The 16,048-nt window shown below is 45.3% G+C and carries 11 protein-coding genes; all 11 read right to left on the bottom strand.

The genetic code is table 11. The annotated features are described in order from the left end of the window. Window positions 1-1,127: 1,127 nt before the first annotated feature. The 11 genes from mglC to ACQKMP_RS11285 all read right to left on the bottom strand — a co-directional run bounded on the left by mglC (window position 1,128) and on the right by ACQKMP_RS11285 (window position 16,024). Entirely contained in the window at window positions 1,128-2,135 is a 1,008-nt protein-coding gene (gene mglC / locus ACQKMP_RS11335) for a galactose/methyl galactoside ABC transporter permease MglC (RefSeq protein ID WP_339266122.1), read from the bottom strand. Between the two features lie 52 nt (window positions 2,136-2,187). Continuing rightward, window positions 2,188-3,699, bottom strand: coding sequence for a sugar ABC transporter ATP-binding protein (locus ACQKMP_RS11330; protein ID WP_042190063.1), 1,512 nt, complete (start codon window positions 3,697-3,699; stop codon window positions 2,188-2,190). A 145-nt stretch (window positions 3,700-3,844) separates the two neighbouring features. Continuing rightward, the gene (locus ACQKMP_RS11325) at window positions 3,845-4,921 is read right to left on the bottom strand and encodes a galactose ABC transporter substrate-binding protein (protein ID WP_143764073.1); all 1,077 of its coding nucleotides are present in this window, start codon (window positions 4,919-4,921) and stop codon (window positions 3,845-3,847) included. A 283-nt stretch (window positions 4,922-5,204) separates the two neighbouring features. Continuing rightward, window positions 5,205-6,227 (bottom strand): substrate-binding domain-containing protein, encoded by a 1,023-nt coding sequence (locus ACQKMP_RS11320; protein WP_052404367.1) that lies wholly within the window; start codon window positions 6,225-6,227, stop codon window positions 5,205-5,207. Continuing rightward, on the bottom strand, window positions 6,224-8,053 hold the full coding sequence (locus ACQKMP_RS11315) for a sensor histidine kinase (RefSeq protein WP_081951172.1): 1,830 nt from the start codon (window positions 8,051-8,053) through the stop codon (window positions 6,224-6,226). Before ACQKMP_RS11315 ends, ACQKMP_RS11320 begins: the two co-directional genes overlap by 4 nt. Before the next feature lie 2 nt (window positions 8,054-8,055). Beyond that, window positions 8,056-9,708, bottom strand: coding sequence for a response regulator (locus ACQKMP_RS11310; RefSeq protein WP_339266128.1), 1,653 nt, complete (start codon window positions 9,706-9,708; stop codon window positions 8,056-8,058). A 157-nt stretch (window positions 9,709-9,865) separates the two neighbouring features. Further along, complete coding sequence (locus tag ACQKMP_RS11305) at window positions 9,866-10,330, bottom strand: GNAT family N-acetyltransferase (protein WP_231573317.1); 465 nt, start codon at window positions 10,328-10,330, stop codon at window positions 9,866-9,868. Next, entirely contained in the window at window positions 10,320-11,510 is a 1,191-nt protein-coding gene (purT, locus tag ACQKMP_RS11300) for a formate-dependent phosphoribosylglycinamide formyltransferase (RefSeq protein WP_427469741.1), read from the bottom strand. The genes ACQKMP_RS11305 and purT overlap by 11 nt, the downstream gene beginning before the upstream one ends. 149 nt (window positions 11,511-11,659) lie before the next feature. Next, on the bottom strand, window positions 11,660-15,346 hold the full coding sequence (locus ACQKMP_RS11295; protein WP_427469378.1) for a dynamin family protein: 3,687 nt from the start codon (window positions 15,344-15,346) through the stop codon (window positions 11,660-11,662). A gap of 307 nt (window positions 15,347-15,653) precedes the next feature. Then, window positions 15,654-15,761 carry a hypothetical protein gene (locus ACQKMP_RS11290; RefSeq protein WP_427469739.1) on the bottom strand — a complete coding sequence of 36 codons (108 nt, stop codon included), beginning with the start codon at window positions 15,759-15,761 and terminating at the stop codon, window positions 15,654-15,656. Next, window positions 15,758-16,024, bottom strand: a complete 267-nt coding sequence (locus ACQKMP_RS11285; protein WP_042129455.1) for a hypothetical protein — start codon at window positions 16,022-16,024, stop codon at window positions 15,758-15,760. Before ACQKMP_RS11285 ends, ACQKMP_RS11290 begins: the two co-directional genes overlap by 4 nt. Window positions 16,025-16,048: the final 24 nt, after the last annotated feature.

The following is a 16,048-nucleotide window of genomic DNA, read 5'->3' as shown; positions in this document are numbered from 1 at the left end:
CGCAATCATGCCGTTCTCTCAGCTGCTATTAACGTTTTTCGTCAACTCAGTCTCACCACGAATTCAAGGCTTCACGTTGCTCCTATCGGTTAATTCTAGAGCATTTATGCCCTTCATTCTTCCACAATGACTCGTTTGGCTATTTCTGGGGCATTTATACCCTTTATTCTTCTACAATGGCTCATTTCGGCTATTTCTAGGGCATTTATACCCCTTATTCTTCCACTTTGGCTCTTTTCCGCTATTTCTGGGGCATTTATACCCCTTATTCTTCCACTAGGGCTCTTTTCCGCTATTTCTGGGGTATTTATGCCCTTGTTTCTTCATGCATCCGCTTCATATAGCTCATTTTCGTCGATTCTAAGGGATTTTTACCGTTCATTTGCCACCTGTAGCTCATTTCAGCCGATTCTACGGGATTAATACCGTTCTTTTACCACTTCTAGCTCATTTCAGCCGATTCTACGGGATTTTTACCGTTCTTTTGCAACTTGTAGCTCATTTCAGCCGATTCTGCGGGATTATTACCGTTCTTTTACCACTTTTAGCTCAATTCCGCCGATTCTACGGGATTTTTACCGTTCATTTGTCACATTTCAAACAAAAACAAGTCAAGTATCTGCATGTATTATAAGTTGGTCTAAGACGTGGCTAAGTCGCTATAGGATTACTGGCGGCAGTAGCCGAAGGTGTTCGCACGATGTTGTTGTAGCGGTATTGGGTATAGTGAAGTTGGTTGTGACGGTGTTAGTTGCAGAAGTGTTGTTGTATCAGTGTTGTTGTATCAGTGTTGTTGCGCCAGTTTTAGTTATAGCAGTTTTGGTTGTCGCAATTTTATTTGTGACAGTGTTAATTGTTTGTTTTACCTGCTACTTTTTCGAAGCGAAGCCATCGAAACAGGCATGCCAAAAAGCGTTTGCGATAACTAGCAAACGCTTCTTCTGCCCTACCCCAGCGAGGTGATAAGGATAACGGAGGGGAATTTTGGAGCTGTAGAAACGAAGTGGTCGCCTTTGTTCTCAGATTCCAACCGCTAACGCGGTATCAATCAAGGAATCTGAGAACAACAGCGATCGTAAGCCCAATATTCCCCGGAGTTAGCCCTTAATCACCACGCGACCACGCTGCTACTTCTTCGAAGAGTACTTCCGCATATCAAATGCGACAGCGGCTATAATAATCAAACCTTTGATAATCAACTGATAGTACGGGCTAATGCCGATAAAGGTCAGACCATAGTTAATGAGAGTAAAGATGATAACCCCCACTAGAACACCCGGTACAGTACCGATACCCCCGGTTGTAGATACACCACCAACTACACAAGCTGCAATGGCATCAAGCTCATACATGTTACCGTAGTTATTAGTTGCTCCACCTGTTCTAGCAGCTTCCAGAACGCCTGCCAGACCATAAAGCGCACCAGCAATGGCATAGATGTAAATCAGGTTCTTGGATACATCGATACCGGATACTTTAGCTGCCTGCATATTTCCGCCAATAGCATACATATTCTTACCCAGCTTGGTTTTATTGAATACCACCCACACAATGGCAGCGACACCCAAGGCTATCAGCACGATATACGGGATTGAATATTGGCCGCTCCCGATAAAGCCCGAGCCGATCTTGGTGAAATCAGGACGCAGACCGCCGATTGGCTGGGATTGGTTCGGGTCCATATCAAAGTACAGGGAGTTCAGCCCGTACACGATTAGCATTGTACCCAAGGTAGCGATAAATGGCGGAACATGAAGCTTGGAAACGACAATACCATTTATAAGTCCACAGAGAAGACCAGCAACGATAGCAATAAGGATTGGGAGCCATACTTCCACTTGCGGAAGATCTGGAAAAAAACGACGGGAATAGTCTGGGATTTGCAGCATGGAAGCGGAGATAACCGCCGTAAAACCAACCACCCGTCCAGCTGACAAGTCAGTACCTGCCGTAATAAGGATAAAGGCAACCCCAAGTGCGATGATAACGCGTGTAGACGACTGAATCAGTACGTCACGCAGGGTGTTGATGGACATAAAGTTTGGATCATATATGATGATCCCCATAATCAGCAGTACCAGCACGATGTAAATTGCGTTTTGAGTCACAAAGGATTGAGCTTTTTTAACGTTCATTAGTAGTGATCCCCCTTAAAATTACGCAAACATATTCTCCTATCCGTACTCCTTAATGCTGTGCAGCGAGACGCATAACTTCGGTTTCCGTAGCTTGCTCGCCTTCTAATATTCCTGTAAGCCGTCCTTCCGACATGACCATGACACGGTCAGACATTCCGAGCAGCTCCGGCATTTCAGAGGAGATCATAATGATACTCTTCCCTTGCTGCGCCAAGTCGGCAATTATGGAGTAAATCTCGAATTTAGCCCCTACGTCGATACCACGGGTCGGCTCGTCCAGAAGCAGGATTTCGGGCTCAGTAAGCAGCCATCTAGCAAGCAAGACCTTTTGCTGATTACCACCAGAAAGATTCATGATTAGCGTTTTGGTTGTAGGTGTTTTAGTTCGTAATTTTTCAATCATTTTATCGACTTCAACTTTTTTCTTCTTGCTATTCAGCAGGAAGTACGGTTTTTGATAACGATGTAGATTAGCAATCGCACCATTCTCATGAACAGACAAGACTGGAAATATGCCTGTTACACGACGCTCTTCGGTAAGCAAAGCCATTCCGTGTTTCTTAGCATCTTTCGGAGAATTAATAGTAACATCCTTGCCTTTAATAGAGATCGTTCCGGATTTCAAGGCTCGCAGACCGAACAACGCCTCAATTACCTCAGTTCTCTGGGCACCTACCAGACCCCCAATACCAAGGACCTCTCCACGTCTTAATTCGAAAGACACATCTTTAAAAGATCTTTCCTCCGGAGAGGTTAAGCCTTCCACTTTCATGTATACTTCGCCAGGTACGTTGAAGCGTTCAGGGAAACGGCTGGTCAATTCGCGGCCCACCATTTTGGAAATGATAAGATCTGTAGTTAATTCTGCCGCTGGCCAAGTTCCGATTTTTTTACCGTCACGCATAATAGTAACTTCGTCAGAGATTGCAAGAATCTCTTCCATTTTGTGAGATATATAGATAATAGCTACGCCTCTACTTCTGAGATCCCGTATGATCCGGAATAAATGTTCCACCTCCACACTGGTTAGGGAAGAAGTGGGTTCATCCATTACAATAACTCGGGAGTGAAAAGAGACAGCCTTCGCAATTTCAATGGATTGGATTTTGGATACGGAAAGCTTACCCACTAATGTTTCGGGATTCAGGTCGATATCCAGATCTTTAAACAAATTTTCCGTGTCAGTGAACATTTTCTTATGGTCAATAAACTGAATCGGTCCGATTCCCTTCGTTGGAAAACGTCCTAGCCAGATATTCTCCATAACACTTCGGAACGGCACGGGATGCAGCTCCTGGTGAATCATCGAAATACCACTTTTTAACGCATCATTTGAACTGCTGATGGAAGCCTTCTCGCCATCCAAAAAGATCTCACCGGCATCCGGTGAATAAATACCAAAAAGACATTTCATAAGTGTGGACTTACCTGCACCATTCTCGCCCATAAGGGCATGCACCGAACCCGGTCTGACCTTTAAACTAACATCATCCAGCGCTTTGACGCCGGGGAATTCTTTAGTAATGTTGTTCATTTCCAGCAAAAACTCAGCTTTTTCCATGTTGTTACGCCCCCTACGCTTTTTTTCTTTTTTATGAGAGGCACAGCGGTTCCATCCTGTTCCCTGCCTAAAAGAAATACCGAGGAGCGGTTATCCGCTCCCCGTGCTGTCATATGATCATGAGTAACTCTGTAGCCGATGTTAATTACTTAGCGTCAGCTATGTTGTCTTTCGTAATCTTTTTGTAGGAAATCCATACGTATTGGTTGTCAGTGATATCAAAGCCTACATTGTCTTTCGAAGGCGTTTCGCCTTTAGCAAGCAGAGCAGCAACTGTGATGGCAGCCTTACCTTGGTTGTTCGCATCATTCAGCACCGTACCGAGCATTGTTCCATCTTCCAGCGCTTGAATCGCAGGAGCAGTTGCATCCACACCTACTACCGGCATGAATTTGTCACCCGTAAAGTAGCCAGAAGCTTTCAGAGCTTCGATTGCACCGAGGGCCATATCATCGTTGTTAGCAAGAACAGCTTCAATTTTGTCGCCGTGGGAGCCAAGGAATGCAGCCATTTTTTCTTGTCCTTTTACGCGATCCCACATTGCTGTATCTTCAGCCAGTTTCTCTACCTTGATTCCTGCATCTTCGATAGCTTGAATAGAGTAAGTAGTACGAAGCTCAGCATCTTGGTGGCCTGGTTCACCTTTCAGCATTACATATTGGAGAACTCCGTCGCCGTTCTTGTCCGCTTCAGGATGTGCTTTCCAGTAGTCAACAATCAGTTGGCCGGACATTGTACCGGACTCTTCTGCTTTCGCACCTACATAATAAACTTTATCCCATTTCTTCATATCTTCAGGAAGCGGTTCGCGGTTAAGGAATACCACTGGAATGTTTGCTGTTTTTGCTTTTTCGATAATGACGCCAGCAGCTGTACGGTCAACTGGGTTAATCAGCATCCCGTTATATTTTTTAGTGATGAATAAGTCAACCTTGTCATTTTGTGTTGGTTGTGAATTTTGGCTATCTACGATATCTACTGTAGCGATGCCTTTAGCAGCACTATCGATAGCGTTACGAACACCTGTCATAAAAGTATCGTCAAATTTGTAAATGGCGACCCCAACTTTAGGCGTTTCTGTTGTAGTGCCCGAGTTCTCAGTCTTTGGAGCGTTAGTTGCCTTGTCTGTAGCACTATCTGTAGTTTTGTTGTTGCCACCACAGCCTGTCAGAGCAGCACCCAGCAAAGCACTAGCTAATAGAACGGAAGTGATTTTTTTCATTATTCATTGACCTCCTATTTATACTTCTTTTTTTGTTTGCCCCTGATCGTCTCGGGTACATCCATATTATGCCTCACCTGAAAACGCTTGCGAATATAAAATCCTACTCATTACTATAAAAATTCTAATGAACCCAAGAAGAAATATAAGGATGATTTTCATTAAAAATTTATACTTTCTTATATTCTAAAATAAAAAACGAATACCGCCCCATTCAAGGATGGTATCCGTTACACGAAACGTATAAGCATAAACGCCTTCGGCGCCTATTTTAAAACAGCTCCTATCTAACAAACGGAAATAACAGCTTTTGATTCTCTGGCCACAGCATATTGTCCAAATCAATTAGCTTTGTTCCTGTATCGACACGTTCTGGTACATCGATTCCTTCGATCACTTCTACGGCATGTTTTACTGCCAAATACCCGTTGCTAAAAGGATTTTGGATCACTGTTGCTTGAACAGTACCGTCCTGCAGCAATTCCATCATGGAGGGGGAGCTATCAAAGGCTACCATTTTTATATTTTGCAGCCCCCGACTTTGGATAGCCATTGCCGCCCCCTGTGAAGCAGTCTCATTCAGGCTCGCGATTCCTCGAAGATTCGGATGCTTCAGCAGCATCAGTTGTGTAAGATCTTCTGCATCCTTAATACTGGAGGTCGTGTATGAAATCTCAACCACTTGTATATTCGGATAACGTGCAGTGTAATTTAAAAATCCCTTCTCCCGCTCCTCCGCATCTCTTGCACCATACTCAATGCCGTTAGAAGACTCCTGCTTCTCACTCTGCGTTGAATTGGTGAAGTTAATAATACCAACCTCGCCGTATCCTTTTAACAGCTTGATCAATCGTTCTGCAGATTTTTGACCCGCTTCATAGCCGTTCGAGCCAATATATGTCCTTACTCTTGCTGAACCTACTTCCGCATCTACGGATATGACAGGGATTTTGGAATAAGCCGCCTGATCTACAACCTGAGCAAGCCCCATGTAACTACTTGCAGCTAAAATAATCACGTCTGCTTTTTCTTTTATGGAGTCCTGCACCATTTTCACCTGTTCTGTGATGTCACTCTCGGAGTCCGGAGCTTTGAAGGTTAGTTTGACGTTGAATTCCTGCGCTGCAGCTTCTGCTCCCAATTTAACCGTATTCCAGTAATCGCCCCTGTTCATTTTCACAATAAGATGAATATTACGGGTCTTATTTGTGTTAATGTAATTGGGCGCTGAATTAAAACAAGAGGTAACTGTAGTCCATAACACCGCACACATTAACAAGGTTAGCCAAAAACGAAAGGTTTTCATGACGATGTCTCATCCTCCTTAAGCCCTTCATTGCCTTCGCCTTTTGCTAGTGCCGGGAAGATAAGGGTAACCGTAGTGCCTTCTTCAATTTCACTTTCAAAAGAAAGTCCATATTCACGGCCATAGTACAACTCAATACGCTCGTTCACATTTCTTACGCCTACCCCGGAACCACTCATACTCTTACTGCCGCCTGTCAAAATAACCTTCATAGTCTCCTTGGACATTCCTAATCCATTATCACTAATCCTTATAATGACAAGATTGTCCTTCAGTTCTGCTTGGATAGAGATAAAGCCTTCATCAGGCATCATTTCTATTCCGTGATACAAGGCATTCTCTACAATCGGCTGCAAAATCAGCTTAATCGTCTGACACTGCAGTACTTCATCTTGTGCAATGATCTCGTAGCGGAATTTATTTTTAAAACGAAAGCTCTGAATGACGAGATAATGACGAATATGATCAAGCTCTTCCTGCACGGTAATCATATTATTCCCTTTGCTTAGACTAATTCGGAAAAACTTAGATAAAGATTGAATCATTGTAACGACCTCCTCCGTCTTACCACGCTCAGCAAGCCGGATCACAGAGTTCAAAGTATTGTACAAAAAGTGTGGATTAATCTGGGATTGCAGAACTTCAAGCTCACCCTTACGTTTCGTCTCTTGTTCATAAATAATTTGATCCATCAATTGACGGATACGCTGTAGCATGAGGTTAAAGCGTTTAGACAACTGTTCTACCTCATAGGCGCCACTCACATCGATTCGAGTATTAAGATCCCCTTCTCCTACCTGCTGAAGTGTCCGTTCCAGCTTACGGATCGGGCGGGCAATTCGCGCAGACAAAAAGACAGATACGATAATTACACATAAAATAACTACCGCTAAGAACCAGGATAAAAAGTTGTTCAGATCACGCTTGGTGGTCACGATCTCGTCATAATAAGCAACACCTACTATTTTCCACCCGGTTTGTTCTAACGTACGTACTGTAATAAATCGTTTTTCACCTGTAGACTCATCCAAATAGCTACGATAAGCATATTCCAATACCGGCTCCACATTCTCATACTTTAAACCAGCATAAATAAGCTGCTGCTGCGGATGATACACGATGTTGCCTAACTGATCGAGGATGTAAGCGTATCCTCTTTTACCAAGCTTAACCTGCTTACTCAGCTCATCTATGGTGCGAAAGTTAAAATCCATCAGGAGGATACCCGTTTTTAGGACTCCATTTTCCTGATATTGAATGAGTTTACTGATCGACACAACCCAAATATATTGACCTTTAAACAAGTTCTGAATATGGGGCGCTGAATAGGAGATCTCAGATGTTCTTTTGGCCGTTGTAAACCAGCTCTGGGTTTCTAACTGTGTGTTGCTGCGCAACTTCTGTCCTGCTGTGCCCACGACGTATTTCCCCTGTGGTGTAAAAACCGCAGCAGAAACCAGATCCTCTCTACTTCCCATTAACATGGCCATTCTTTCCATCAGTAAAGCAGAGTCCACGGAGGGACTATTCGTAATTTGATCTTCTGCAGTTTCAAAAATATTTCGCATTCCTTTTACATAAAGCTCCAAATTGTAGTTCACTTGCTCAATAATCTGCTGCATATTCATATTGGCATTCTCTTCTGCTGTCTTCGCAAACTTGTTATACAGCATAAGGCTGACAACGACGGCTACAAGAACGGCAACGGATGTAAAAGTGAGCGTAATCGTTACTTGAATACTACGCAGCTTAGAGGACAACCGGCGTTTTCCCCCTGTTGGATGCTGCGGCCGCAGTCGAAAAGAATATGGCTTTTCTTGCCGCATAACTACCCTCCTCTGGAGCTATTTTTATACTCTTTGGGAGACTGACCATATTTTTTACGGAAGCAAAAGCTGAAATAGTTAGGATCAGCAAAGCCAATTTTCTCGGCGATTTCAAAAGCCTTCAGTTCCGTGGAGCGTAAAAGTTCCTTCGCTGCCTCTAATCGGATTTGCAAGAGATAACTAACGAAAGTCATCTTCATTTCCTTCTTAAAAATACTGCTAAAATAACCCGTACTGATATGTAAATGCTGACAGACCTTTCCGATAGAAATATCCGATTCCTCATAATGGCTACGGATGTAATCTTTAGCTTCATCAATGAGCAGCTTATAGCTAGATTGGCGTTCTAAGGCAATAGAGTCCATTAGCCGGCTGCAGATCGTAATAATCCATTGCTTGGCTTCACTCATACTATTGAATTTATTCATCTCAGTTAATGAGGAAATGCCAGATCCAACGAACTTAGCAGCATCACTACCGGACTCTTTGGCTACACGCAGGATGGATGTAATAATCTCCAGCAAAAAAATCTGATAATCCTGAGTAGATACCTGCTCAGCATTCAATCCGCCAAATAACTCCTCCACGACCTCCTTAAGCTCCTGTACGGTTCCCATCTTAATCGTTCGGATTAAGGACTGCTGGGTCAATTCATCATAGGCCAAGAGTGTATTCGAACGTGACTCCACATCCTCGATCCAAATGACTCTGTTATTGCCAAGAATGAGACGATAATCTAACGCTTGCATGGCATCTCCAAAGGAGTTAAATAGCATAGCAGGCGAGTGACAAACCGTTCCAGAACCAGCGGTTACCGTTAGCTTAAGAAACCGCTGCACATTGTGACGGATTTCTTCTAGAATTTCAAAAGTCTTCCCCGTAATTTCAGTTTCTTCTCCTGCATCACAAATGGAAAGAAGCACTACCTCATCACGATGGATAAACACCCTGCCAAAATTATGCTTATTACATAATTCTTCTGCAATATTCAGCACAGCGAAGAGCTGTAAATTTCTCTCTCCCGTATCTCGCAAAGAAATTTGCTTACCTGCGGTAAGGCTAACCGTTTCCCGCTCTGGACGAATATAATCCACACTAATTACCGAGGCTTGGAACCATTTTCCATGTAGATCAATTCCGTATTCCGAACTTTTCTCATCTATTTCATTCATTCGTAACTTGCGTGAAACTAGTGAAGATAAAAACTGCTCACGCAGCACAGGCAGACTTTTCCGATAATGCTCACTGAGTACAAAAACATTCTCCTTCTCTGCGATTTCAGCCTCTATAGTGGCTCTGACCTTTAGCAGAACATCAATCAGCTCCTGTGAAGAAAACGGTTTCAAAATATACTCATCGATTTGCAGTTTAATCGCCTTCTGTGCATATTCAAATTCATCATACCCTGTCAGAATAATGATCTTGGTATTAGGATGCCGCTCGCGAATCCATTCCGCCAGCTGCAGCCCGTTCATAAAAGGCATTTGAATATCAGTCACAACTACATCCGGGAGTAAACGATCTATCGCATCCGCTGCCTCTCGTCCATTCTCCGCCTGTTCTACAATTTCGAAGCCATAGTGCTCCCAATCAATCTGACTGATGACCCCTTCCCTTACATCTTCTTCATCTTCAGCAAGAATTAACTTGTACATTTCTCATCCCTCTTTGGACACGATTTATTTAGCTGTCATAAAATTCATTCTATATGATTCAAACTATTCCATCTATGGTTAAGTTATTTAAATAGATTTTGAGCAAAAAAAACCATCCCGCCGTAGCTGGGATGGGGATGATCGGAACCTATAAGTATTATAGCAACGCTTTGTTAAAGCGATAGCCTGCTGTCTTTTCGAAACCTAGATGACGATAAAAAGCATGTGCCGGTGCGCGTTCTACGCGGTTACCACTTCTCAAGAAGAGCTGACAGCAACCTTGCTCACGTGCCCATTCTTCAGCTGCGGCCACAAGTCTTTTACCGAGTCCGTTTCCTCTGAGTTCTTCTGATACGATAAGTGCAGTAATCTCAGTGATACAATCTGTCTGTTTGTAATACGAGATTACCTGTCTAAGACCGACCATTCCCACAACTTCATTGTTTAGTTCTGCAACAAGCGTGCATTGGAGATGGTTATTCTCCATGCTTTCCAGTCTCTCTTTCATCACGCTAAGCGTTGTTGGATAGCCGAATTCACGCAGAAGCGCTGTCACTCTCTCCAGATCATTCAAGCCGCATTTGCGAATTTCCAGTACAGGTGCCATGGTACTACTGTTCATCCTCATTTACCTCCACTTTTAGCATAGACGCTGCCTGCTTGGCTACCGTCCGCGCGATTTCCACATTTTCCGCCGCACTTAACGCTACAGCCATCCGCCGCCCTGGACGGACTTCTGGTTTACCAAACACCCGAACCTGAGTCCTAGGTAGATCCAAAGCTTCACCAATTCCGGTCACAACAAAAGCTCGTCCTTCTCCTTCAGCCTTCAGCGTAGCTGAGGCACCTGGTGTCAGTAATTGTACTGACTGGACTGGAAAACCAAGAATAGCTCTGACATGCACTGCAAATTGAGATAAATCCTGCGTTGCCATCGTTACCATCCCCGTATCATGAGGTCTAGGGGACACTTCACTAAACAATACGCCTCGATCCGTCAAGAAAAGCTCCACTCCAAAAATACCAAAACCTCCGAGCTGATCGGTAACTGCCTTGGCAATAGACTGAGCTTCATCCAGAAGTTCCGCCTTCATAAAGTGAGGCTGCCATGATTCGACATAATCCCCGTCCTTCTGAATATGCCCAATAGGTGGACAAAATATCGTGCCAGACACGGACCGCACCGTTAAAAGTGTAATCTCGCTTTCAAAGGTAACGAATGCCTCTACGATAACACGAGTGCCTTTAGCTCTCGCTCCATCCAAAGCAGTGTTCCAGCATTCTTCCGCATCCTCCGGTCTTTTGCAAACACTCTGACCTTTGCCGGAAGAACTCATAATCGGCTTGATGACACAAGGAGTGCCTAGTTCTGCAACGGCTTGATGCAGTTCTTCCAGACTATCTGCAAAACGATAATCCGCTGTTGGCAATCCAAGTTCTTCAGCAGCAAGTCGGCGAATTCCTTCTCTGTCCATGGTCAGACGAGCCGCTCGTGCGGTCGGAACAACAAAGAAACCTTCCTCTTCAAGCTCTTGAAGAGCATGAGTAGCGATTGCTTCAATCTCCGGAACAATAACATCCGGTTTTTCTGAGCGAATAAGCATTTTAAGCGCCTCTGCATCCAGCATATCAATAACATGTGAACGATGAGCTACACCCATCGCTGGTGCATCGCTATAACGGTCTACAGCTACGGTCTCTACGCCAAGACGTTGAGCTTCGATTATGACTTCCTTACCCAGTTCCCCGCTGCCCAGTAGCAGCAGCTTGCGGCTTTGAGCTGAAAAAGGAGCTCCCCACATTGTCGATTTCAACCTCTTTCGGCAAATTGACTATCTCGTTTCCATAAATTTCTGAAAACAAAACAGTTTCATTGTATATTTTCAGGCTTCTTTATTTTCATCCATCATACGCCAGATTGCAAGTGTTCTTCGACAATTTCCTACAAATTTCAAAGATTTTTGTCTAATCTATCAACGAAAGATTGTTCCAAGAGAGATAATTGGTGACCTAATTGACCCCAATGATCTGCGGATTCACCCCCTTTAAGGAGATCTAACATCGCTTTCTCTTGCTCCGCTAACCCTTCTTGTAGGCGTTCTGCAGCAACCTTTAATTCTCTGGCTATGCAATCGACATAATGCGCAAGCAATTTTTTCTTCTGCTCTGCCGCCGCAACATTAACAGCTTCTTTCACAAGAGGCTCAGCCGCACCTTTGACTTGCTCCCGGCCAGCGCCTTCAAAGAAATAGCGAGGGGATTTGAAATGTCCCCATAAGGTTGGCCATTCCACGGACTGAAGCTGGCATTCCAACTCACTAGGAGAAGGCCATGCTGCTTCTTCATTCTCCATCAGATGAAACTCTTGAGTAGAGAAAAACAGCTCAGTAGCAGCCGCTTCAGCCGCTTCATGAACAAGTCTACGCCCGGTACTTTCTAATCGCAGTGTTGTCGCCCATAGCTCTTGCTCCAATTCACGCTTAGTGGTACGCATCAGCTCTGCACCACACGCAGCGAAGATAGCTTTTAAATTTCCTGCGTCCTCACGTAATAATGAGGGGTGGAAAGATTCCTGAAAATTTCTGGTGAAGGAGAAGCTAATTCGTTGACAGACATGATAGATCAGTTCCTCACCTTCATGAACAAGATCTCTGCTAGGACGTTCTTCGGTCTCCAATAGGGAAAGTCTCTTCATAGCTAGCTGACGACGTTCTTGCATTTCTTTTAATCCTGCTTCACGCTCGTTTGCCGCCATAGAAGCGAGATTCTGCCACTCTTCCGCCCTGCGGCGAACAGATGCGATGCTCTCTGCAGCTGCGTTAAGTGAAAGTTGAGGAAGTTCATCTCCCGCAAAGCTTGATAAGGCTTGCTCAAAATGATGGAAACGGGAAGCCTCATAGCGTGCATAATCATGCTGGGTTTTGCCTTCCAGAGCAAGCAAGCTAGAGAGTGCATAAATTCTCGGCGAGCGTAAGCCGCCTGCACGTAAATTTTGAGCAACATGTTCTCGTACCTCTTCCAATTCATCTTCGCCTGAAGCAAGATCAGAAGCGTTGATAATAAAGAACATTTTATCAAGTGCAAAGCTATCTTTAATTCGGCCTAGCTGCGCAAGCAGACCTCGATCTGCTTTTGAAAAGGCGTGGTTGTAATAGGTAACAAAACAAATCGCGTCTGCGTTTTTCATGTAATTAAAGGTTACGCCTGTATGACGAGCATGCAATGAGTCGGCTCCTGGTGTATCCACGAGTACAATTCCGCTTTCGGTCAATGGACAGGCATAATACAAATCAATCCCCTGCACAAAACAGGCTCGGGTCTCCTCCGCTACAAGGCCTCGGTATTCTTCTAAATCAACCGTTCGCACCGTTCCCAGCAAGGGCTTAGCTTCTGCCCAGCCAGCCGCTGCTGCCCTTAGAAATCCAGCATGTGGCAACGCAGAAGGATGAATTCCCCTTGCAGGCAAGCTTGCTAGAACTGTTGTCCATGAGTTTTGCTGTGGTTCTCCTAGTTGCAGCACACTGAAGGAATGGCAGATGTCATCCCAGAAATCTGCCATCGTCTTCATTGTGACAACCGCGCTGGCATGGCGGAAGTCACCTTCCGGCGCCAAAATGCGGTTGACCGCAGCCGTGGCAGGATGTGGAGACACGGGCAGCACTTCTTCGCCGAGCAAAGCGTTGGCGAAGGAGGACTTACCCGCGCTGAATGCACCAAACAGCGCGAGGGTAAAGCGGCCGCCGGCGAGATCCTCCGCCCGTGCGGCCAGACTCCGCGCCGCCGATGCCATCGCTGGCTCGCGGCGCAGCAGCTCTGCCGCAGCCGCCAGCGCGTCAGCGGCTGCGGATAGCCGGCGGCGGCCGCCCGCCGGCGAAGCCGTTCCCGCCGCCCAATTTGCGGCGGCGGCACTTCCAGCCGCAGCGCTTTGCGGCGGCTGGACCTCCCGCGGTGCGGCGCTCTGCGCAGCCGCTCGCGGGGTTACCCTCACCTCCGGCAGGATGCCGGGGGTGAGGGGCCGGCGCGGCGGCAGCAGCGCCGCGAGTTCGTGCGCGCGGGCAGCTGCCGCGCGGTCCAGCGCGGCTAGCGCGTCAACGGCGCGCGCCTGCCGCGCAAGAGCCTGTTCGCGGCGCTGGAGTACTGCACGCTGCTCCTCCATGAGCGGCGGCAGCTTCGCTAACAGCTCATCGCTCACCGCTAACGCGGCACGGCGGAACTGGCTCTTAATATCAGCCGCAAGTGTGCGGCAGAAATTGAGCAGCGCCTCGCCGCTATACCCCGTTCCCGGCTTAACTGCAGCCGCCAGCCACTCCTGGCTCACCGCCGGGAACCCTTGCTTCAGAGTCGTCTCCGCCTCCTCCTCCCACAGCCCGAGATTCTCCGCCCAATCACGTACCAGCTGAATCAAATGCCATTCCAGCTGAGCGGAAACCTCTCGGGTCAACAGTCCTTGCCAGACTGCCAGTCGTTTACTTTGTTCCTTCTCCCGCCGTGCAGCCGTAGAGAATAACCCTAATCGAAACGTAGGGCTAGCACTTTCCATATAGCTTCCCGACGCCTCTCTTACATCTGCAGGCATTAGATTAGCATTATTAAGTAAGGTGTCTAGGCCAGTTCGCAAACTCGCTCGTGACTGCTGAGGCAACGCCTCAAGTCGTGCCTTCTCTTCTTCGAGTGACTTCAGTTCATTCGTCACTGTCTCTGCATTCGTACCTTCTAGTTCTTCAAGAAGAGCCGCTCTTTCCTCCTGCTGATCTTCACGGAATGCAGTTAGAGAAGAATCCGCTGTATGATGAATAGAACGAGACAAGCTATATTGAAGTAGCTGTTCCTTTTGTTCCAACAGTTCGGTTATAAGGCTGAGTAGCTGATCCCAATGATTAAGAGGATGCTCTTTCTTTTTGAGAGAGGTGAATAAAATTCCCGCACAATGAATCCCCCATTGTTCAAAAGCATTTTCAAGTTGACGTTTATATTCCTCAATGGAAATCTCTTGTTCCCTGTGCTTGTCGATCTGATTAACAATCAGATACAAAGGTTTACCCCAGTCACTAAGATTTTTAGCAAAGGCCAAATTATTCTCTGACTGTACATGGTTATAATCCATCACATAAAATACGACATCAGCTAAATGCAGCGCAGAGCGGGTGGCCGCCTGATGACCATCATCCGTCGAATCTACACCAGGTGTATCCAATAGTACGCCATCCTTACCTAGCAGTGGTATCTCATTCCACACTTCAATTGCGGAATATTCACCACCATTTCGACAGTATTCTTGTAATCTTTCTGGAGTTGTCTCTATAGGAGCAGCATCATTTTTACTTCCTTCAACTCTAGGATAAATAAGCACTCGTGGAACTCCACTGCGAATAGAGACAATATTCGCACTAGTCGGCACAGGTCCAGAAGGCAGCACCGAACTGCCGCAAAGAAGATTGATCATACTGGATTTTCCTGCCGAAAAATGTCCGCAAAAAGCAAGGGTCAGCTCATTCCCACCCTCTTTATGTTGTAAATCTTCATATATACGTTCAGAGCCTTCATCACCCCAGCGATGCATTAATCCACGCAACTGGAAAAGCAGCGATGCCGTTTCACTTAATGTCTCTTTCTCGATTCTAACCTGTTCCGCTCTCACTGACTCTCCACCTCCACTGTTACCATCTAATCATGCTTTGAATATAACCCATTCAAGAATACGAAATCAGACTCATTATTAAAATATAGGAAAGTAAAAGTTTCACATGATACATTATCCTTATATTTCTCGCTTAAACGCTTACCGTCCTTATAAGGACGCCGAAGACGTTTATGCTTATTCAATGTTTATACAGGTGTAATTTCTGTGATGTCACGCAGAACCTTTTTTATAAATAATAATTACAGTTTATCACCAGTTTGACACAAATTAAATACACACTACTTACAAAATAACCTATCATCTCTTACGAAATGAGGTTATTCAAACATCTTTCTGCTTTTTCGCTAGAAAAGTAAGAAACAAAAAAGGAGCCAGCCCTAGGGCCGACTCCTTTTATCACTTCTAAATTTATGCAGTTTCCGAAACAGGCAAAAGAATTTCGAATACTTTTCCGTGTTGCAGAATAGTCAAACCACGAGATTTATCTCTCATTACAACAACCTCAGGTTTCACTGACATACGCTCAAAATAGTGTTCAGGAACGTCACCGGAATGACTGATCGTGATACCTTCTACTTCTTGCTCTTCGTTCTCTTCGAGTGGGCTTTCCACTACGCGATCAAAAATATCCGAGAACACTTCAAAATTATCTGTGTATACAGAAATGCATTTCATCTCTATCCCATCCTCTTCTTCAAC

It is taken from the genome of Paenibacillus sp. NPDC101420 (genome assembly GCF_050277435.1).
Classification (GTDB): domain Bacteria; phylum Bacillota; class Bacilli; order Paenibacillales; family Paenibacillaceae; genus Paenibacillus_AQ.
This window is presented reverse-complemented; position numbering and strand designations above follow the sequence as displayed.